This is a genomic window from Streptomyces malachitofuscus (genome assembly GCF_055571035.1).
Window position 1 is genome coordinate 131,719 of sequence record NZ_JBVIGA010000008.1, and the last position, 18,506, is coordinate 150,224.

Here is an 18,506-nt window from a genome sequence, read left to right on the forward strand (position 1 = left end):
TGCGTCGCGTCTTCTTCCTGCACGGTTCCCGACCGGCAGGACATTGTCCATCCCCCGGTCAGTTGCGACCGGCGTGGTCACCCACAAGCGTGCCGATCTTCTCACCCTTGACCGCGCGGGCGATATTGCCCTCCTTCAGAAGCTCGAAGACGACGATCGGCAGGCTGTTGTCACGACAGAGCGTGACGGCCGTCGCGTCGGCGACCTTCAGGTCCCGGGTGATGACCTCGCCGTAGCCGAGCGCGTCGAACTTGACGGCGTCGGGGTTGGTCTTGGGGTCGGAGTCGTAGACCCCGTCCACGCCGTTCTTGCCCATGAGCAGCGCCTCGGCGTCGATCTCCAGGGCGCGCTGGGCGGCGGTGGTGTCGGTGGAGAAGTACGGCATGCCCATACCGGCGCCGAAGATGACGACACGGCCCTTCTCCAGGTGGCGTACGGCACGCAGCGGGATGTAGGGCTCGGCGACCTGCCCCATGGTGATGGCGGTCTGCACGCGGCAGTCCACACCTTCCTTCTCCAGGAAGTCCTGGAGGGCGAGGCAGTTCATCACGGTGCCGAGCATGCCCATGTAGTCGGAGCGGGCGCGGTCCATGCCGCGCACCTGGAGCTCGGCGCCGCGGAAGAAGTTGCCGCCGCCGATGACGATCGCGATCTGCGCCCCGTCCCGTACGACGGCCGCGATCTCACGTGCGATGGCGTGCACCACGTCGGGGTCGACACCCAGCCCCCCGCCACCGGAGAAGGCCTCTCCGGACAGCTTCAGCAGAAACCGGCCGCGTACTTTGCCGTCGTCGCTCTTCTCAGCCTTGGTGGTCATCGGGGATCCCGCCTCTTTCGCGTGTTGCACATACGAAGAAGGCCATTGCCGGTGGGGCGTGGTTCGCATCCCATGCGGCAATGGCCTCCTCGTCAGATCTGCTGTCGTCCGGCACGCGCGCGTGCGCGGACGCGTGTCCGAACGACTGCTGTCGACCCTATCGGGGTCGCGCGCCCGTCGCGGTACGGACTCAGATGCCGACCTTGATGCGCGTGAAGCGCTTCAGGGTGACACCGGCCTCCTCCAGGACCTTCTGGACGGACTTCTTGTTGTCGAGCGCGTAGGGCTGGCCGAGCAGCGTGGCGTCCTTGAAGAAGCCGTTGAGGCGACCCTCGACGATCTTCGGCAGGGCGGCCTCGGGCTTGCCCTCGGCGCGGGTGGTCTCCTCGGCGACGCGGCGCTCGGACTCGACGACCTCGGCCGGGACGTCGTCCTTGGAGAGGTACTTCGGCGCGAAGGCGGCGATGTGCTGGGCGACGCCCTTGGCGATCTCGGCGTTGGGCTTGTCCAGCTCGACGAGCACACCGATCTGCGGGGGCAGGTCGGGCATCGTGCGGTGCATGTACGCCGTCACGTAGCCGTCGGCGAACTGCGCGAAGCGGTCCAGGACGATCTTCTCGCCCAGGTTGGCGTTGGCCTCGTCCACGAACGCCTGGACGGTCTTGCCGGCCTCGATCTCGGAGGCGAGCAGGGCCTCGAGGTCGGCCGGGGAGGTCTTGGCGACGTGCTCGGCGATGGCGGTGGCCACGGCCTGGAACTTCTCGCCCTTGGCGACGAAGTCCGTCTCGCACTTCAGCTCGACGAGGACACCGGAGGAGTTGTCGTCGGCGATGATCGAGACCACGGCGCCGTTCTCGGCGGAGCGGCCCTCGCGCTTGGCGACGCCCTTCTGGCCCTTGATGCGGAGCGCCTCGACGGCCTTGTCGACGTTGCCGTCGGCCTCGTCCAGCGCCTTCTTGCAGTCCATCATGCCGGCGCCGGTGAGCTCCCGGAGCTTCTTGACGTCGGCGGCGGTGTAGTTCGCCATGAGTCTGTGAATCTTTCTCGAAGTCTGGAGGTTCGGAGATCTGCGGGTCAGGACCTACCTGAGGGCAGGTCTCCGACTCGCCGCTGACCTACGGGTGAACGGCGGGAGCGGATGAGATGTCACCGCTCCCGCCGTCAACGGCTCTGACGGGGCGGTCAGGCCTGCTCGGCCTCGGCGGCCGGAGCGGCCTCGGCGGCGGGGGCCTCGGCGGGGGCCTCGGCCGGCTTCTCGGCCTCGGCGGCGGCCGGAGCGGCCTCCTCGCCCTTCTTCTCGCCCTCGAGCAGGTCGCGCTCCCACTCGGCCAGCGGCTCGCCGGCGGCCTTCTCGCCCTTGCCCTCGGTGGCGACGCCGCTGCGGGCGATGAGGCCCTCGGCGACGGCGTCGGCGATCACGCGGGTGAGCAGGGTGACGGAGCGGATCGCGTCGTCGTTGCCCGGGATCTTGTAGTCGACCTCGTCGGGGTCGCAGTTGGTGTCGAGGATGGCGACGACCGGGATGTTGAGCTTCCGGGCCTCGCCGACCGCGATGTGCTCCTTCTTGGTGTCCACGATCCAGACGGCGCTGGGCACCTTCTGCATCTCGCGGATACCGCCGAGGGTCTTCTCCAGCTTGGCCTTCTCGCGGGAGAGGACCAGCAGCTCCTTCTTGGTGAGGCCGGAGGCGGCCACGTCCTCGAAGTCGATCTGCTCGAGCTCCTTGAGGCGCTGCAGACGCTTGTAGACGGTCGAGAAGTTGGTGAGCATGCCGCCCAGCCAGCGCTGGTTCACGTAGGGCATGCCGACGCGGGTGGCCTGCTCGGCGATGGCCTCCTGCGCCTGCTTCTTCGTGCCGACGAACATGACCGTGCCGCCGTGGGCCACGGTCTCCTTGACGAACTCGTAGGCGCGGTCGATGTACGACAGCGACTGGAGCAGGTCGATGATGTAGATGCCGTTGCGCTCCGTGAAGATGAAGCGCTTCATCTTCGGGTTCCAACGACGGGTCTGGTGACCGAAGTGGACGCCGCTCTCCAGCAGCTCCCGCATCGTGACGACGGCCATGGCCGTATCTCCTTGAATTTCTCGGTTGTGCCGCGGATGCCGGACGGCTTCCGCGCCTGACGCCCACGACGCGCCGTTGCCGCAAGGACCGAGGGGCGCTGACATCGGGGTGCCGGCCGTGACCGGTCCTGATGTCGGGGCGTGCGAAGTCGACCCGGTGGCCCGGGTCGCCACCAGAAGTGTACGGGACCCGCGAGGCCGCGGGTGACGCCGTTGTCCACAACCCGGCCGGCGGTCCACAGGTCCGGGCGCTGATCACAGGCTCCCGGCACGCTGCGGGCATGCGAACGATGCGATGGATGCGTTGGGCGAGGACGGCCGCACGGCTGGTCCTGCTGATGATCATGACCCTGGCGGCGCTGCTGGTCCCGCCGCCTCCGTCCTGGCCGGCGGCGGCACCGGCGGCCGAGGTCGACGGCACGGCGCCGGCTGTCGGACGGGCGTGGCCGGTGGGGATACGGCCCCGGGTGCTGCGGGGCTGGGAGCCGCCGGCGACGGCGTACGGGCGCGGGCACCGTGGCGTGGACCTGGCGGCGGCGCCGGGGACGCCGGTACGGACGGTGGCGGCGGGCCGGGTCTCCTTCGCGGGCCGGGTGGCCGGGCGGGGCGTCGTCGCGGTGGAACTGGCGGGCACGGGCGATCCCCCGTTGCGCACGACCTTCGAACCGGTCCGCGCGTCGGTGGCCGAGGGCGACGAGGTGACGGCGGGTGAGGCGATCGGCACGGTGGAACCCGGGGGCTCCCACTGCACGGCACCCTGTGTGCACTGGGGACTGCTGCGGGCCGACGTCTATCTGGATCCGCTCACCCTGCTGCCCCCGTGGCTGCTGCACAGGGGCCCGTCGCGACTGCTGCCGGTGCTGGGGATCGCGGTACCCGGATGATCACCGGCGGACGCGTCCGTCGCCCCGCCCACGGGCAGCCGACGCGGGCGGCTGCGCCGGCCTTCACGCGCCGTGGTGGCGTCCTGGGCGGCCCGCTCCGTCCCGGAGAGGCGAGAGGCATGCGTGCGCGCGGCGCAGGGCGCCGCGGAAACGCTGCGTGTCCGGGGTGGGGCGGTCGTCAGCCCCGTACACCTCTGAGGACCATCGTGACCGCTGCCTCGGTGATCGCGTCGGGGTGTTCCGCCGCGCCCAGTTCGATGCGGCGCACGGCGGCGTCGACCACGCCCTGGAGGAGCATGGCCGCGAGGCGGGGCTCGGTGTGGCCCAGGCCTGCCAGGGCGTCGCCGATCATGGCCACGAGACCGCCGTGCGCGGCGCGGATCTTCTCGCGCGCGCCCGCGTCGAGTTCGCTCGCGGAGATCGCGACCACGGCGCGGTGCCGCCGGTCCCCGACCAGTTCCAGCTGCTTGCGGACGTAGGCCTCGATCGTGGCCTCGGCCCCGTCGGCGGCCGCCATCGCCGCCTCGACCTCCGCCGCCCAGACCGGGAAGTCGACCTCGCACAGCTCCTCGACGACAGCGGCCCGCGAGCGGAAGTACTCGTACACGGACGAACGCGCGAGGCCGGTGCGCTCGGCGAGGGCCGGGAAGGTCAGCGCCTCCGTACCGCCCTCGGACAGCAGGGAGCGTGCCGCGTCCAGCAGGGCGGCTCGCTGCATCGACCGGTGCTCGGCCACGGAGGCCGCTCGAATCCTTGGCACGTCAACCACTTTACGGAGGCACGGCCCGCGGCGGCCAGAGGATCGGCCGGCTCTCCGCCGGACGGGCTCAGCGGCCGAAGCTCGCCAGCTTCGCGCGCAGCTGGAGCACGGACTTGGTGTGGATCTGGCTGACCCGGCTCTCGGTCACGCCCAGGACGTTGCCGATCTCGGCGAGGGTGAGGCCCTCGTAGTAGTACAGCGTGACCACGGTCTTCTCCCGGTCCGGGAGCGTGTTGATGGCCCGGGCGAGGAACCTCCGCAGCTCCCGGTCCTCGGCCACTTCCACCGGATTGTCGGCGGCGGTGTCCTCCAGGGTGTCCATGAAGCTCAGCTGGTCGCCGCCGTCACCCCCGGCGTGCAGCAGCTCCTCCAGGGCGACGACGTTCGCCAGCGACAGCTGGCTGAAAACCGCGTGCAGCTCGGCCACCGAGATGCCCATCTCATCGGCGACCTCACCCTCCGACGGCGTGCGCCGCAGCCGTGCCTCCAGCGTGGCGTAGGCGCGCTCCACGTTGCGCGCCTTCTGCCGCACCGAGCGCGGGATCCAGTCCAGTGCCCGCAGCTCGTCGATCATCGCGCCCCGGATGCGGGTGATCGCGTAGGTCTCGAACTTGATCTCCCGGTCGACGTCGAACTTCTCGATCGCATCGATCAGCCCGAAGACCCCGGAGGAGACGAAGTCCGCCTGCTCGACATTGGGGGGCAGCCCCACACTGACCCGGCCGGCGACGTACTTCACCAGCGGCGAGTAGTGCAGGATCAGCTGCTCCCGCAGTCGTTCGTCCCCCGTCGCCTTGTACGACCGCCACAGCTCGTCGAGTGTCGAGGGAGCGGGCGGCCGCACGCTGCCACCGTCGCGGGCGGCTGGGGGGATCGCCGCCCGGTCGGACCCGGAGGTGTGCTGGGGCATTCGTCGCCTAGTGCCGTTCTGCCGTGGGCTGGTGCGGGCTGGGTGCGTGGTCTGTCCGATGTCGAGTTGCCTGTCCGTGTCGGGATCCCTCGTGAGCGTAGCGTGACTGCGGCGTCGCGGTGTGCGAAGAATCGAGGTGGGACCGTGCGCAGATTCGTTCCGGAGGCCGCCCCACCGGGGCACGCCCGTCGCTCTGAGTGATCACTGGGATACCCCAACTGGCGCAATTACCAAGGGGTGTCGGGGTTCCCCCGGACGGCCGAACACGCTCCGTCAACGGGTGTCGGGGCCGCCGCGTACCGACACCACCGCCTGGCGCGTCAACTTCCAGCCGTCGCCGTGTCGTTCGACGTAACCAAGTGCTCGTAGTTCGTACAGTCTCGCGATCGCGTCGTCCGGCGTGGTCTGCGCGGCCCGTGCGATCTCGTCCGGCCGGGCCGCTCCGCGGGCCGGGAGCGCGGCGAGGACCTGGCGGCCGGCCGGGTCGAGGAGGTCCCGGGGCAGCACCGGTCCCCTTCGCTCGGGCGCGAGCTCGCCCATGTCCCCGACCAGCTCGACGACCTCGTCGGCGTCGGTGACCAGGACGGCGTCCTGGCGCAGCAGCTCGTGCACCCCGGCGGAGAGCCCGCTGGTGGCCGGTCCCGGGACCCCTATCGTGTGCCGTCCCAGTCTCCGGGCCGCTCGGGCGGTCACCAGTGAGCCGCTGCGGTGGGCGGCCTCGACGACGACCGTGCCCCTGGTGAGCGCGGCGATCACCCTGTTCCGGAGGATGAATCTGCTCGGTGTCGGATGCTCGCCGGGCGGCAGTTCGCCGACGACGAGACCCTGCTCGGCGATCCTGCCGATCAGCCCGGCGTGTCCACGCGGATAGGGCCGGTCGAGGCCGCAGGCGAGGACGGCGACGGTGGCGCCGCCCGAGCCCAGCGCGCCACGGTGAGCGGCGCCGTCGACCCCGTAGGCACCGCCGGAGACCACGATCCAGCCGCGTTCGGCGAGGCCTGACGCGAGGGTGGCGGCCATGTGCGCGCCGTACTCGGTGCAGGCACGGGCGCCGACCACGGCGACCGAGCGCAACGCCCACATGCGCAGGTCCGCACCGCCGCGCACCCACAGCCCGAGCGGCCGGGCGTCCCCCAGGTCGTCGAGCTGCGCGGGCCACTCGGCGGTGCCCGGAGGGACGAACCGCACCCCGGCGTCCCGGGCGACGGCGAGGTCCCTGCCCGGCTCGGCCCGCTCGGCCCGCGCGACCAGGCCGGCCCATCGTCTGCCGCTCACCCCGGGCAGCGGCTCGGTCCCTTTCCGCAGCCTCCGCACCACCGCGTCCACGCCGAGTTCCCTGACCCAGCGCCCGCCGGTCTCGTCACCGGGTTCGACGACCCGGGTGAGGAAGACCCGGCCGAGCAGCTCCCGCTCGGGCTCGGCCGCGGCGCTCATACCGCCGCTCCGACGGTCATGGGCACCCCGCGCGGGACACCGGTGCGCAGTTGCAGGGCGAGGGCCACGTCCGTGGCGTCGGGCCGGTCGTGTCCGCAGAGGTCGGCGACGGTCCAGGCGACCCGCAGCACCCGGTCGAGACCCCGGGCGGTGAGCACACCGCGCTCCAGGCTCCGTTCGGCGTCGTCCATGGCACCGGGCGCGGCCTGCCAGCGGCTGCGCAGCTCCCGTCCGGGGACTTCGCTGTTGGTCCCCCACGGCGTGCCGGTGAGCCGCGCGGCCGCGCGTTCCCGGGCGTCCCTCACCCGTTCGGCGACCGTGGCGGTGGTCTCGCCCCGGGCGCCGCCCGCCGTCAGTTCGGTGCGGGTGACGCGGTCGACCTCGACGCGCAGGTCCACCCGGTCGAGCAGTGGCCCGGACAGTCTGGCCTGGTAGCGGCGGATCGCCGAGGGCGGGCATTCGCACTGGTCGTTGGTCTGCGAGAAACGTCCGCAAGGGCACGGGTTGGCGGCGAGCACCATCAGGAACCGCGCCGGGAAGCGCACCACCCCCGCACTGCGCGCGATGACCACGTGTCCGGCCTCCAGCGGCTGGCGCAGGGCGTCCAGGGCCCGGCTGCTGAACTCCGGCGTCTCGTCCAGGAACAGCACGCCCCGGTGCGAGAGGGAGACCGCTCCCGGCCGGGCCGTACCGGGGCCGCCGCCGACGAGTGCCTGCATCGTGGCCGAGTGGTGCGGTGCGCAGTAGGGGGCCGTGTCGATCAGGGGCTTGCCCGGTGGCAGCAGGCCCGCCACCGAGTGCACGGCCGTCACCTCGAGGGACGCCTGCCGGTCCAGCGGCGGCAGGATCGACGGCAGCCGCTCCGCGAGCATGGTCTTGCCCGCGCCGGGCGGGCCCTCGAGGAAGAGGTGGTGTCCGCCGGCCGCGGCGACCTCCACCGCCGTCCGTGCCGAGAGCTGGCCCACGACATCCGCGAGGTCGTGGCCCTGGTCGTGCTGGGCCGCGCCGACGCTGTGCACGCCGGTGGCCGCCCCGGTGCCGGGGACGCGCAGACCGGCGAGCAGCGGATCGGGGCGCGTCGGTTCCTCGGCCTCCTCCTCGGGCACGGGCTCGTCGGTGAGGACCGCGATCAGCTGGCGCAGGCTGCGGATGCCCAGGACGGACACGCCCGGTACCAGCGAGGCCTCGGCCGCGGCGCACTCCGGCACCACGACCTGCTCGTATCCCGCGTCGGCCGCGGCCAGCACGGCGGGCAGGATGCCGCGCACCGGCCGCACCCGGCCGTCCAGCCCGAGTTCGCCGATCATCACGATGTCGGCGAGCACGCGTGGGTCGATCCGCTCGGCTGCGCCGAGCACGGCGCAGGCGACGGCGAGGTCGAACCCGCTGCCGGCCTTCGGGACCGAGGCCGGGCTGAGTCCCACGGTGAGCTTCTTCTGCGGCCACTCCCCGCCGGAGTTGACCACGGCGGCCCTGACCCGGTCCCGGCTCTCCGTCAGGCTCTTGTCCGGCAGCCCCACCAGCGTGAACGCCGCGACCCCCGGTTCGAGATCGGCCTGGACCTCCACGACCACGCCCTCGACGCCCACCAGCGCCACCGAGCACGTACGGGCGAACCCCATGTCAGGCCACCCCCCGGACGTGCTCGACGACGGGTGCGCCGCGGGCCGGCAGCAGCACGCCGACCAGGTCGATGCGGACCCCGCCGGGCGGTGCTCCCCCGTGTTCCTGCAGCCAGCGTTCGGCGAGGCCCCGCAGTCGGCTCGCCTTGGCCGGCGTGACGGCTTCCATGGGGTGCTGGAAGGGCCCTGCCCTGCGGGTCTTCACCTCGCAGACGACCAGGGCGTCACCGTCCCTGGCCACGATGTCGATCTCACCGGTCCTGCCGCAGCGCCAGTTGCGCTCCAGGACGGTCATCCCCGCCTGTGTCAGCCGTCGTGCGGCCAGTGTCTCGCCATACCTGCCGAGTGCGCTGCGTGCCCGTTGTGCCGTCATGTCGATCACCACCTCCGGGGCCAACGGTCACGCAGGCCGGCCCCCGGAGTGGATCTTGGTGCGGAACTCGGCGGCTGTGGACAACTCCGTCACCCGTACGAGGAAGCGGCTCACCCGCTCGGGAGCTCCAGATCGCTCTTGTTGAGCTCCTCGATGTTCACGTCCTTGAAGGTCAGAACACGCACCTGTTTCACGAAGCGGGCCGGCCGGTACATGTCCCAGACCCAGGCGTCCGCCATGGACACCTCGAAGAACACCTCACCCTGGACCGAGTGCACCTGCATCTCGTAGTCGTTGGTCAGGTAGAAGCGCCGCTCGGTCTCGATCACGTATTTGAACAGACCGACGACATCGCGGTACTCCCGGTAGAGCTTCAGCTCCATCTCGGTCTCGTACTTCTCGAGGTCCTCGGCGCTCATGGCATGTTCCCCTTCAGCCGTGCGATCCCACCATTGTGCGCCAGTCCCGGGGGTCACCGGACGATTTCGGTGTCCAGGGTCACGGGCCCGGCGGGGGGACCTTCGTCGAGCAGTGTCCGCAGCAGCTCGGCGAGTCTGGTCGGATACACCGTCTCATGGGCACGGGCGAGTTCCGGGCACGTCCACCAACGTGCTCCGGCGACACTGCGCCGCTCCAGCTCGGTCAGGGCCGTGGCCGCGGTGACCGTCTGCGTGGTGCGGGCGAGGTAGTACCACTCGTCCTGGTCCCAGCGGCGCCCCGCGAACGGGAAGGAGCACCTCCGCCGCCAGAGCACGGGCCCCAGCTCGACGTCCGTGATGCCGGTCTCCTCGGCGAGCTCCCGCAGCGCGGCCTGCTCCCGCGTTTCGTCGCCCTCCACACCGCCGCCGGGGGTGAACCACCAGTCGTCGGCCGGGTCGTCCGGTTCATGGCCGTGCAGCAGGAGGATGCGGTCCTGCGGGTCGAGCAGCACGACCCGGGCGACCCTGCGCAGCCCGCCCGTGTAGGAATCCTCGCCCGCCGGGACGGGTTCAGCGGACACCGGCGGCCCCCGCGTTCGCCCGGGCCCTGGACGCGCCCGCCCGCTTGGCGACGGGGCCGTACGCGGCGCCGCCGAGCACGAGCACGGCACCGCCGACCACCAGCGCCACGACGGTCCTGAGCGGGCCGGGTGAGGAGAGCGCACCGAGCTGCTCGAAGCCGGTGGGAGCCTCCAGCATGCCGTCCATCGGCCAGGCCACGGCGTCGACCCGGGCCCGGACCGCATCGCGGGAGACGGTGCCGCCGGCGGCGTCGGTCAGATGGGCCGTGGAGTCGACCGACCCGGAACGTTCGTCACCGAGCAGGAACAGGCGCCCCTTCGGAACGGTCACCTCGGGGAAGTTGGCGAACCCGGTCACCGTGTCCTCGGGGAGATACGGTTCGTCGATCTCCTTGCCGTTCACCTTGAGCTTGCCGTCCTGGCAGCAGGAGACCTTGTCACCGCCCACGGCGACCACCCGCTTCACCATGGGGGCGTTCGACCAGGTGGCGTCCTCGAAGACGACGACGTCGCCGCGGCGGACGTCACCGCCGTCGATGCGCTGGGCCAGTACCCGGTCGCCGGCCGCGATCGTCGGTGCCATCGACGTGGTGGGCACGGTGTACGGCCGGTACACGACCGCACCCCAGACGAAGCCGCCGAGGAACAGCACCATGCCCAGGGCCACGGCCAGGTTGGACAGGCGCTGCCCGGTCCTGCTGCCCGCCCGGGCGCTGCCCGGGCCGCTGCTGCCGGGGACCGTGCGCGTCGTGCTCTGACCACTCATGGGCCGCACCCTACCCGGCAGTACCGGACGCGGTCAGCCCTCCTGGCGGCCCGCTCCGCCGCCGTGCCGCCGGCGCCGCAGGAGCACCAGCGGCACCGCTCCCGCGAGCGCGAGTCCCTGCGGCGCGGCCGACAGGGCCGCGGCGGACGGCGACGAGGCGTCCAGGCCGGGCTGGTCGAAGGTGTCCGGGACCGGCAGGTTGGTCCAGCGGTTGATCGGCCAGGCGATGACGATGGCGCGGCCGACGACCTTGTCCACAGGGACGAAGCCGTCGTTCTTGTCGGCCTGGTTGTAGCGCGAGTCCCGGGAGTTCTGGCGGTGGTCGCCCATGACCCAGATGTGGTCCTCGGGGACCTTCACCTTGAACTGGCCGCCCTGGTCGTCCTGGCTGCACGGGGTGTTGCCCGGGTACACGTACGGCTCGTTGAGCGCCTTGCCGTTGACCTTGAGCGGGCCGGTGCCCTTGCACTCGATGGTGTCACCGCCGACGCCGACGACCCGCTTGATCAGGTCCTTCTCCTCCGCGGAGGGCATCAGACCGATCCAGCTGAGGACCTTCTGCAGGGGGTTGGGGTCGGGGGTGGGCTCGCCCGCCAGCCAGTTGTCGGGGTCGTGGAAGACGACCACCTCACCGCGCTCGGGCTCGGAGCCGAACCACGGGGTGAGCTTGTCGACCAGGACCCGGTCACCCTGCTGGAGGGTGTTCTGCATCGAGTCGGACGGGATGGAGAACGCCTGCACCAGGAAGGTCTTGATCAGCAGCGCCAGCACCAGCGCGATGCCGATCAGGATGGGCAGCTCCTTCCAGAAGGAGCGGGGCTGCTTCGGCCGGGGGGAGCCGTCGCCCGACCCTCCCTGCTCCGTGGGGGGCTGCTCGTCCCCGGGGCCGTCGCCGCCACCCGCTGAGGAGGGTTTCCCGAGGAACACGGTGTCGTCCGCCGCCGGACGGCTCGCTTCCGCGGGACGTCCGCGGTGCTCCTCGCCCTCGCGTCCGGACCGTGCGCCAACCGCCGCATCCCCCACGCCAACTCCTCACTCTCTGCCGCCGCCCGCGCCATGCCCGGCGCAGGCCCACCACTCCCATAACGAGCGGGAGTTCCGCAGGGGTCGGGAGCCGGACGATTCCGTTGGGATCGTCCGGGGCAACCCTATGCGACAGCGGGGCGGCAGCGGTCGAACCGGGCGTGGAGTCCGACACGGATGCGTAGGTGGTGGGTTCTTCCAGCGTGCTCCAGTGGGCGAGCGGCCAGGCGATGACCATGGCCCGGCCCACCACCTCGTCCTCGGAGACGGTGCCCCCGTAGTCGGTGTCCTGGTGGAAGCGGGAGTCGGCCGAGTTGGCCCGGTGGTCGCCCATCACCCACAGCCGCCCCTCGGGCACCGTGACGTCGAAGGGCGTCTTGGAGGGGACGTTGCCGGGGTAGAGGTAGTCCTCGTTCAGCGGTACGCCGTTGACGGTGACCCGGCCCTGCTTGTCGCAGCACTGGACCCGGTCGCCGCCGACGCCGACGACCCGCTTGATGAGGTCCTTCTCGTTCTCGGACGGCAGCAGTCCGATGAAGGTGAGCCCTTCCTTGATCTGCTTGATCCCGACGGGGTCCTCGTTCTTGGGGACGGTCCGTTCGTCCTTGAGCCAGCCGCCGGGGTCCTTGAACACGACGACGTCGCCGCGCTGCGGCTTGGAGCCGAACCACGGGGTGAGCTTGTCGACCAGCACCCGGTCGCCGATCTGGATCGTCTGCTCCATGGAACCGGACGGGATGACGAAGGCCTGGACGAGGAACGTCTTGAGCACCAGCGCGATCAGGACGGCCACACCGATGAGGAGGGGTATCTCCTTGACCGCGCTGCGCCTGCGGCGCCGCTTGACCTTGCGCTGGAGTTTGCGCCGCTCGGCCCGGGTACGCCCCGAGCCGGGGACGGCGGTGCGCCGGGAACCGGTGGGCAGCAGGTTCTCCGTGGGGCTCTCCGGGAGGCCGCGGGGCTTGCCGCGATTACCCATGGCCGCCCCCTGCCGGGCGGGCCGCGTCCGCCTCCCTGTCGGGCACGCGCGCGTAGGCGTCGGGCCGCTGCAGCCGGGTGGCGCGATCGAACGGCCATACGATCCCGTCGGCGCGGCCGATCACCTCGTCCACCGGGACCATGCCGCCGCCGGGCGAGCCGAGGCGGTCCCGGGAGTCGCTGGAGTTGCTGCGGTGGTCACCGAGGACGAACAGCCTCCCGTCGGGCACGACGACGTCGAACGGCACCGTGGAGGGGCTGTCTCCGGGGAACAGGAAGCCCGACTCGTCGACCGAACGGCCGTTCACCCGGATCCTCCCCTCACCGTCACAGCAGACCACGTGATCCCCGCCCACCCCGACGACCCGTTTGATGTAGTCGGCGTCACCGAAATACCCGGTGCCGTCGAACACAATCACGTCGCCGCGGTCCGGCCCGTCGCCGAAGCGGTACGCCAACTTACTTACGAGAACCCGGTCCCCGGCCCTCAATCCGCTTTCCATCGATCCACTGGGAATCTCGAACGGCCGCGCCACGAGGGTGTTGACGGCCAGCAGGAACAGCAGACAGAGCAGCAGGGCCAGGGTAATGCGCCCGCCGGGCAGCGAACGCGTGATACGCGGCACCAACGCGGAGCGCGACCGCCCTTCCGGCCCCGCCGTCCCCGAGGTGTCCTCGGGTCCGGCCGGGGGGAAGGCGCGGTCGCGCTCCGTCGGCTGTGCTTCGGTGTCCATCGGGGCCAGATGCTATCCGGCCGCGATGTGACGCCGGTAAAGCGCTCAGTTCTCGCGCTTCTCCTTGATCTTCGCCGCCTTGCCGCGCAGCTCGCGCAGGTAGTACAGCTTGGCGCGGCGGACGTCACCCTTGGTGACGAGCTCGATCTTCTCCACGATCGGGGTGTGCACCGGGAAGGTGCGCTCGACGCCGACGGAGAAGGAGACCTTGCGGACCGTGAAGGTCTCGCGGACGCCGGCACCCTGGCGGCGGATCACCACGCCCTTGAACTGCTGCACACGGGAGCGGTTGCCCTCGATGACGCGCACGTGGACGTTGACGGTGTCGCCGGGGCGGAACGCCGGGACGTCGCTGCGCAGCGACGCGGAGTCGACGGAGTCGAGCAGGTGAGACATTTCGTCTGCTTTCTTCGCTGATGCCGCAGGTCATCAACGGCAACTAGAGTTTCGGACCAGAGGTGCGATGCGGGCGGGCGTCGTGTCCCCCTGCGGCAGGGGCGCACGCCTGACGGCGCACAACAGCGGCCTATTCTTCCACGCCGTCGGTCCTGCGCCAAAATCGGCCGTACCGCTCGCCGTCGGGGTCCGGCTCCCAGCCCAGGATGGACAGCATCTCGCGGTCCTTCTTGTCGAAGGCCTTGGGATCGCAGCGCTCGATGAGGTCGGGCCGGTGGGCCGTGGTCCGGCGCAGCGCCTCGTCGCGCCGCCAGCGGGCGATCTTCCCGTGGTGGCCGCTGAGCAGCACGTCCGGCACGCCCCGGCCGCGCCACAGCGGGGGCTTGGTGTGCACGGGGCCCTCCAGCAGATTGGCCATGGCGCCGGGCGCGAAGGAGTCGTCGCGGTGCGATTCGGCGTTGCCGAGAACGCCGGGGAGCAGACGTGCCACGGCCTCGGTGACGACGAGGACGGCCGCTTCACCGCCGGCCAGGACGTAGTCGCCGATGGAGACCTCGTACACGGGCATCCGGGTGGCGTACTCGTCGACGACACGGCGGTCGATGCCCTCGTAGCGTGCCGGGGTGAAGATCAGCCAGGGGCGCTCGCTGAGGTGGACCGCCAGTTCCTGGGTGAAGGGGCGGCCGCTGGGGGTGGGGACGATCAGGGCCGGTTCGCGGGAGCCGGCCTCGTAGCCGTCCGCCAGGACCGAGTCGAGCGCGTCTCCCCACGGCTCGGTCTTCATGACCATGCCGGGACCGCCCCCGTACGGGGTGTCGTCGACGGTGTTGTGCCGGTCGTAGGTCCAGGCGCGCAGGTCGTGGACGTGGACGTCGAGCTGTCCGCGCGCGCGTGCCTTGCCCACGAGGGAGACGTTCAGCGGTTCCAGGTACTCGGGGAAGATCGTGACGACGTCGAGCCGCATCACGCCTCTTCCTCGCCGGCGTCCCGGGCGGAGGCACTGTGTCCATCAGCGACATCGTCGCGGGCGGAGGCGATCTCGGCACGGTCGTCGATCAGTCCGGGCGGCGGGTCGATGACCGCGCGCTGCTCCTCCAGGTCGATCTCGGTGACGATCTCCTCGACGAACGGCACGTACACCTCGGTGCCGTCGGGGCGCTCGACCACGAAGAGGTCCTGGGTGGGCAGGTGCGAGATCTCGGAGATCCGGCCGACCGCCGTGCCGTCGACGGTCACCACGTCGAGGTCGATCAGCTGGTGGTCGTAGTACTCGTCCTCGTCCTCGGGCCGCTCGTCCGGGTCGACGTCGGCGATGAGGAGGGTGTTGCGCAACGCCTCGGCGGCGTTGCGGTCGCGCACGCCCTCGAAGCGCAGCAGGAGGCGGCCGCTGTGCACACGGCCGGTCTCGATGGTGAGCGGACCGACGGATGCGGGGTCGGTGGTCAGGACGGCACCGGGCCCGAGCCTGAGCTCCGGTTCGTCGGTGCGGACCTCGACGGTGACCTCGCCCTTGATGCCGTGGGCGCGGCCGATGCGAGCGACTACCAGCTGCACTGTGCTTGATCTCCTGTCGGACTGCGGCGAGCCGCTGCCGGCTCCTACGACTGCGGGCCGGGGACGGCCAAGAGGCCCTCCCCGGCCCGAGCCGGTGCTGCGTTTGGCGTCAGCGGACGTGGTCCACGTCGACGAGGTCGACACGGACACCGCGGCCGCCGATGGCGCCCACGACGGTGCGCAGAGCGCGTGCGGTGCGGCCGTTGCGGCCGATCACCTTGCCGAGGTCGTCCGGGTGGACCCGGACCTCGAGCACACGCCCGCGCCGCAGGTTGCGCGAGGCGACCTGCACATCGTCGGGATTGTCGACGATGCCCTTCACGAGGTGCTCGAGAGCCTCCTCGAGCATGCTCAGGCCTCGGTCGACGCGGACTCGGCGGCGGCCTCGTCCTTCTTCTCAGCCTTCTTCTTCTGGGTGATGGCCTCACCCTTGCCCTCGTCGTCGCCGCCGAGCGCCTCGAACGACGGACGGGCGGACTTCTCGGCCTGCTGCAGCAGCGGGGCGGGAGCGGGCTCGCCCTTGAACTTCTGCCAGTCGCCGGTCTTCTTCAGGATGGCGAGCACGGGCTCGGTCGGCTGGGCGCCGACACCGAGCCAGTACGCCACGCGCTCGGCGTCGACCTCGATCACCGACGGGTTGTACGTCGGGTGGTATTTGCCGATCTCCTCGATGGCCCGGCCGTCACGGCGGGTACGGGAGTCGGCGACGACGATGCGGTAGTGAGGCGAACGGATCTTGCCCAGACGCTTCAGCTTGATCTTGACTGCCACGGGAGTGGGTTCTCCTGGATTTGACGTGGTTGGGCACGGCGAGACGCCGCGTGGGGTTGCGGTACCCGAGTGCCCGATGGACGCGTCAGCCGGAGGAGAGAGGGGTCCTGTGCGGCTGTCGAGTACAGCTGACCATTCTGCCACACCCCACGGGGCGCGGATGCCGCGGGGCGTCCGGAAGCGGGCACGGCTGAACGGCACCCGGCGTTGCGGTGGAACCACGGCGGGTGCACGGCCCGGACGCGGCGGCCGAGCCGACCCGGCACCCACGAGGTGCCGGGTCGTCAGCTCGCTGCCGCCACTTCCGGGATCCGGAAGGGCTTGCCGCAGCCGCCGCAGACGATGGGGGCCTGGGCCAGGACCGAGGGGACGACGCGGACGTTGCGGCCGCAGTCGCAGACGGCCTTGACGCGCACCCCGCCCCCGGAGGAGCCGTGCCGGGCGGCCGGCCCGCGGAAGCTGCGGGCGGTGTCGCCCGCGGTCGCCGCGGTGTGGGCCTTCAGGGCGCGATGGAGGCGTTCCGTCGTCGGACGGTAACGCCGCTTCGCCTCGGGAGTGAGTGTGACCAGCGAGAAACCGCTGCTGGGGTGCGGCTCCTCGGGGTGGTCCAGGCCCAGCTCCTCGGCGATCGCGAGGAATCTGCGGTTGTGGTAGCGGCCGGCGCGGGATGTGTCGCGTACGCCGCGTGCTGCGGCGACGCCGTGGACTGCCTCGTGCAGCAGTCGTTCGAAGGAGAGCTCGTGACCGCACGCGGACGAGGACTCCCCGATCAGGGACTCGGGCGCGGCAAGATCGGGCAGTTCGGGGTGGTACCGCTGAATGTCGGCCCACGCCTGTGCCAGCTCTGCGGCGAGAACAGGTGGTGTCTGTGTCGTGCTCACGTAATGACAACGAGCCGGGATGCCTCTGTGTTCCGATTCCGGGGCATCCCAAATAATTTGCACGTACCCGTCAGTTTGCCGCTGATGCGTCCTGACGAGGGCGGGTGCGCTGATCTGCGGAGAAGCCTCGCAGCTCGCCTCAAGGTGGTGCGTAGGCTGACGTACGCCCACCCGTCTCCCACCGCCACCCTCATAGGAGGCCCTCACGGGCCGCCCCCGTTTCCGCGTGTAAGCGGTCTCTGTGCGCCGGTGCACGTGAGCTCCCCAGGTACGCAAGAGGCGTTTCGGCCGCTCTCGCGTGACACGGCCCGACCGGCTCACCGCGGGCGCCACGACCTGACGTTACCGCGTCCCCCACGCGCCGCTCGCACCACCCCACCCCCACGGCTGGGGCCCTCGCGCCCTGGCCGGAACCGGTCCCCGGACGCCTTCACCATGGCCGACCGCACGGCCCCGGATTACCGGAACGTGAATTCTTGCCACTGGCACGAGCAACTACCAAGCCGCGGCCGCATTCCACTGGACGGCGCGTCGAGGGCGGAGTTTCCTGGCATACGGGGGGTGTGCGGGCGCACTGCACGGGGGCCAGGGAATCGGGCACTGCGGCAACTCTCGGCTGATTGGGGCGCTTACCTATGACACCTACGCTCGTGCGGCAGCACCTGCCTCACACGGGGGCCGCCCCCCGGGTGGACCTGCGTGCACGCGCGCGTGACTGGTCCGAGATCCAGGAGCGGATGCTCGTACCGCTCTACGAGGCGGTCTACGAGCGACTGGACGTCGGTCCCGCCACACGGCTGCTCGGCCTCGGCTGCGGCTCCGGACTGGCCCTGCTGATGGCGGCCTCGCGCGGTGCCACGATCACCGGTGTCGACACCTCCGCCGACCGGCTGGCCCTCGCGCGGGAACGGCTGCTGCCCGAGGAGCGGGAACCGTACGCGCGCACCGGTACCAGGATCGTGCAGGGCTCACCGGCGGACACGGCCCGCGCGGACGCGTACACCGTGGTGACCGCGTTCGAACCGATCGGCTGTCTCGCGGGCGACGCGGAGGGACTGGGCGAGCTGCTCGCCGAGGCGGTGCCGCTCGCGGGGCGCGGAGCGGCCGTGGTGCTGGCCGGCTGGGGCCCGCCGGAACGGTGCGCCACCGCGTCGGTGCTGCGGGTGGCCGCCAAACTCGCGGAGCCGCTGCGCGGCGCGGCCACCTGGCGCCCGGCCGACCGCGACGACCTGGAACAGGTCGCCGAGCGGGCGGGACTGCGGCCGGACGGATCCGGGCGGGTGGCCTGCCCGTTCGGCTACGCCGACGCCGACAGCGCGGTGCGGGGCCTGAGGTCGACCGGGCTGTTCGACCCGGCGATCAGGGCAACGGACCAGGTGCAGGTCGACAAGGAGCTGACGGAAGCCGTGCATCCCTACCAGCGGCCGGACGGAACCGTGTGGATGCCCAACGTGTTCCGGTACCTCGTCGCACGCACCCCCTGAGACACGCCACCGGGGCGCCCCTCCGTGGAGGGACGCCCCGGTGTCACGCCGG

Annotated in this window: 21 protein-coding genes and 1 pseudogene; 2 read left to right on the forward strand and 20 right to left on the reverse strand. The window is 71.3% G+C overall.

What is annotated here, in order from left to right; genetic code table 11:
* Positions 1-58: 58 nt before the first annotated feature.
* The 3 genes from pyrH to rpsB form a co-directional block, all read right to left on the reverse strand.
* Positions 59-817, reverse strand: coding sequence for a UMP kinase (gene pyrH / locus ACZ44S_RS14080; RefSeq protein WP_190165540.1), 759 nt, complete (start codon positions 815-817; stop codon positions 59-61).
* A 190-nt stretch (positions 818-1,007) separates the two neighbouring features.
* Positions 1,008-1,844, reverse strand: coding sequence for a translation elongation factor Ts (gene tsf, locus ACZ44S_RS14085; protein WP_466928324.1), 837 nt, complete (start codon positions 1,842-1,844; stop codon positions 1,008-1,010).
* Positions 1,845-1,999: 155 nt separating this feature from the next.
* Positions 2,000-2,884 carry a 30S ribosomal protein S2 gene (gene rpsB / locus ACZ44S_RS14090; protein WP_466928327.1) on the reverse strand — a complete coding sequence of 295 codons (885 nt, stop codon included), beginning with the start codon at positions 2,882-2,884 and terminating at the stop codon, positions 2,000-2,002.
* Positions 2,885-3,174: 290 nt separating this feature from the next.
* Between rpsB and ACZ44S_RS14095 the strand changes: the two genes are divergently transcribed.
* Complete coding sequence (locus ACZ44S_RS14095; protein ID WP_466928539.1) at positions 3,175-3,768, forward strand: murein hydrolase activator EnvC family protein; 594 nt, start codon at positions 3,175-3,177, stop codon at positions 3,766-3,768.
* Between the two features lie 178 nt (positions 3,769-3,946).
* Here the strand turns inward: ACZ44S_RS14095 and ACZ44S_RS14100 are convergent, their stop codons facing one another.
* The 17 genes and pseudogenes from ACZ44S_RS14100 to ACZ44S_RS14180 form a co-directional block, all read right to left on the reverse strand.
* Positions 3,947-4,504 (reverse strand): TetR/AcrR family transcriptional regulator, encoded by a 558-nt coding sequence (locus ACZ44S_RS14100; RefSeq protein ID WP_190165690.1) that lies wholly within the window; start codon positions 4,502-4,504, stop codon positions 3,947-3,949.
* A gap of 91 nt (positions 4,505-4,595) precedes the next feature.
* Positions 4,596-5,438 (reverse strand): RNA polymerase sigma factor WhiG, encoded by an 843-nt coding sequence (gene whiG, locus ACZ44S_RS14105; RefSeq protein ID WP_190165543.1) that lies wholly within the window; start codon positions 5,436-5,438, stop codon positions 4,596-4,598.
* A 273-nt stretch (positions 5,439-5,711) separates the two neighbouring features.
* Entirely contained in the window at positions 5,712-6,872 is a 1,161-nt protein-coding gene (dprA, locus tag ACZ44S_RS14110) for a DNA-processing protein DprA (RefSeq protein ID WP_466928330.1), read from the reverse strand.
* A complete protein-coding gene (locus ACZ44S_RS14115; RefSeq protein WP_466928333.1) occupies positions 6,869-8,494 on the reverse strand; it encodes a YifB family Mg chelatase-like AAA ATPase in 1,626 nt (541 codons plus the stop codon). Before ACZ44S_RS14115 ends, dprA begins: the two co-directional genes overlap by 4 nt.
* 1 nt (position 8,495) lies before the next feature.
* A complete protein-coding gene (locus ACZ44S_RS14120; protein ID WP_466928336.1) occupies positions 8,496-8,867 on the reverse strand; it encodes a YraN family protein in 372 nt (123 codons plus the stop codon).
* A gap of 110 nt (positions 8,868-8,977) precedes the next feature.
* Positions 8,978-9,286: a DUF2469 domain-containing protein gene (locus ACZ44S_RS14125; protein WP_003993268.1), complete on the reverse strand. Its 309-nt coding sequence runs from the start codon at positions 9,284-9,286 to the stop codon at positions 8,978-8,980.
* A 53-nt stretch (positions 9,287-9,339) separates the two neighbouring features.
* Positions 9,340-9,867 (reverse strand): NUDIX hydrolase, encoded by a 528-nt coding sequence (locus ACZ44S_RS14130; RefSeq protein ID WP_466928339.1) that lies wholly within the window; start codon positions 9,865-9,867, stop codon positions 9,340-9,342.
* Complete coding sequence (gene lepB / locus ACZ44S_RS14135) at positions 9,857-10,633, reverse strand: signal peptidase I (protein ID WP_466928342.1); 777 nt, start codon at positions 10,631-10,633, stop codon at positions 9,857-9,859. Before lepB (ACZ44S_RS14135) ends, ACZ44S_RS14130 begins: the two co-directional genes overlap by 11 nt.
* A gap of 33 nt (positions 10,634-10,666) precedes the next feature.
* Positions 10,667-11,656, reverse strand: a complete 990-nt coding sequence (gene lepB, locus ACZ44S_RS14140) for a signal peptidase I (RefSeq protein WP_466928344.1) — start codon at positions 11,654-11,656, stop codon at positions 10,667-10,669.
* Positions 11,547-12,635 (reverse strand): annotated as a pseudogene (lepB, locus tag ACZ44S_RS14145) (signal peptidase I); the annotation flags it as partial. The gene lepB (ACZ44S_RS14140) and the pseudogene lepB (ACZ44S_RS14145), both read right to left, overlap by 110 nt.
* Positions 12,628-13,368 (reverse strand): signal peptidase I, encoded by a 741-nt coding sequence (gene lepB, locus ACZ44S_RS14150; protein ID WP_466928346.1) that lies wholly within the window; start codon positions 13,366-13,368, stop codon positions 12,628-12,630. The gene lepB (ACZ44S_RS14150) and the pseudogene lepB (ACZ44S_RS14145), both read right to left, overlap by 8 nt.
* 45 nt (positions 13,369-13,413) lie before the next feature.
* Complete coding sequence (rplS, locus tag ACZ44S_RS14155; protein ID WP_190098062.1) at positions 13,414-13,764, reverse strand: 50S ribosomal protein L19; 351 nt, start codon at positions 13,762-13,764, stop codon at positions 13,414-13,416.
* Between the two features lie 130 nt (positions 13,765-13,894).
* Positions 13,895-14,728, reverse strand: a complete 834-nt coding sequence (gene trmD, locus ACZ44S_RS14160) for a tRNA (guanosine(37)-N1)-methyltransferase TrmD (RefSeq protein ID WP_466928542.1) — start codon at positions 14,726-14,728, stop codon at positions 13,895-13,897.
* On the reverse strand, positions 14,728-15,318 hold the full coding sequence (rimM, locus tag ACZ44S_RS14165; RefSeq protein WP_466928348.1) for a ribosome maturation factor RimM: 591 nt from the start codon (positions 15,316-15,318) through the stop codon (positions 14,728-14,730). The genes trmD and rimM overlap by 1 nt, the downstream gene beginning before the upstream one ends.
* A 109-nt stretch (positions 15,319-15,427) precedes the next feature.
* Positions 15,428-15,667, reverse strand: coding sequence for an RNA-binding protein (locus tag ACZ44S_RS14170; RefSeq protein WP_003973401.1), 240 nt, complete (start codon positions 15,665-15,667; stop codon positions 15,428-15,430).
* 2 nt (positions 15,668-15,669) lie between these two features.
* Complete coding sequence (gene rpsP / locus ACZ44S_RS14175; protein WP_004982950.1) at positions 15,670-16,089, reverse strand: 30S ribosomal protein S16; 420 nt, start codon at positions 16,087-16,089, stop codon at positions 15,670-15,672.
* A gap of 284 nt (positions 16,090-16,373) precedes the next feature.
* Positions 16,374-16,970, reverse strand: coding sequence for a hypothetical protein (locus ACZ44S_RS14180; RefSeq protein WP_037933313.1), 597 nt, complete (start codon positions 16,968-16,970; stop codon positions 16,374-16,376).
* A 635-nt stretch (positions 16,971-17,605) separates the two neighbouring features.
* Between ACZ44S_RS14180 and ACZ44S_RS14185 the strand changes: the two genes are divergently transcribed.
* Complete coding sequence (locus ACZ44S_RS14185) at positions 17,606-18,454, forward strand: methyltransferase domain-containing protein (RefSeq protein WP_466928350.1); 849 nt, start codon at positions 17,606-17,608, stop codon at positions 18,452-18,454.
* The last annotated feature ends 52 nt before the right edge of the window (positions 18,455-18,506 follow it).

Bases quoted from the DNA above. Each gene is read 5' to 3' on its own strand.
- pyrH (WP_190165540.1), bottom strand. From the start codon at position 817: ATGACCACCAAGGCTGAGAAGAGCGACGACGGCAAAGTACGCGGCCGG.
- tsf (WP_466928324.1), bottom strand. From the start codon at position 1,844: ATGGCGAACTACACCGCCGCCGACGTCAAGAAGCTCCGGGAGCTCACC.
- rpsB (WP_466928327.1), bottom strand. From the start codon at position 2,884: ATGGCCGTCGTCACGATGCGGGAGCTGCTGGAGAGCGGCGTCCACTTC.
- ACZ44S_RS14095 (WP_466928539.1), top strand. From the start codon at position 3,175: ATGCGATGGATGCGTTGGGCGAGGACGGCCGCACGGCTGGTCCTGCTG.
- whiG (WP_190165543.1), bottom strand. From the start codon at position 5,438: ATGCCCCAGCACACCTCCGGGTCCGACCGGGCGGCGATCCCCCCAGCC.
- dprA (WP_466928330.1), bottom strand. From the start codon at position 6,872: ATGAGCGCCGCGGCCGAGCCCGAGCGGGAGCTGCTCGGCCGGGTCTTC.
- ACZ44S_RS14115 (WP_466928333.1), bottom strand. From the start codon at position 8,494: ATGGGGTTCGCCCGTACGTGCTCGGTGGCGCTGGTGGGCGTCGAGGGC.
- ACZ44S_RS14120 (WP_466928336.1), bottom strand. From the start codon at position 8,867: ATGACGGCACAACGGGCACGCAGCGCACTCGGCAGGTATGGCGAGACA.
- ACZ44S_RS14125 (WP_003993268.1), bottom strand. From the start codon at position 9,286: ATGAGCGCCGAGGACCTCGAGAAGTACGAGACCGAGATGGAGCTGAAG.
- lepB (WP_466928342.1), bottom strand. From the start codon at position 10,633: ATGAGTGGTCAGAGCACGACGCGCACGGTCCCCGGCAGCAGCGGCCCG.
- lepB (WP_466928346.1), bottom strand. From the start codon at position 13,368: ATGGACACCGAAGCACAGCCGACGGAGCGCGACCGCGCCTTCCCCCCG.
- rplS (WP_190098062.1), bottom strand. From the start codon at position 13,764: ATGTCTCACCTGCTCGACTCCGTCGACTCCGCGTCGCTGCGCAGCGAC.
- trmD (WP_466928542.1), bottom strand. From the start codon at position 14,728: ATGCGGCTCGACGTCGTCACGATCTTCCCCGAGTACCTGGAACCGCTG.
- ACZ44S_RS14170 (WP_003973401.1), bottom strand. From the start codon at position 15,667: ATGCTCGAGGAGGCTCTCGAGCACCTCGTGAAGGGCATCGTCGACAAT.
- ACZ44S_RS14185 (WP_466928350.1), top strand. From the start codon at position 17,606: ATGACACCTACGCTCGTGCGGCAGCACCTGCCTCACACGGGGGCCGCC.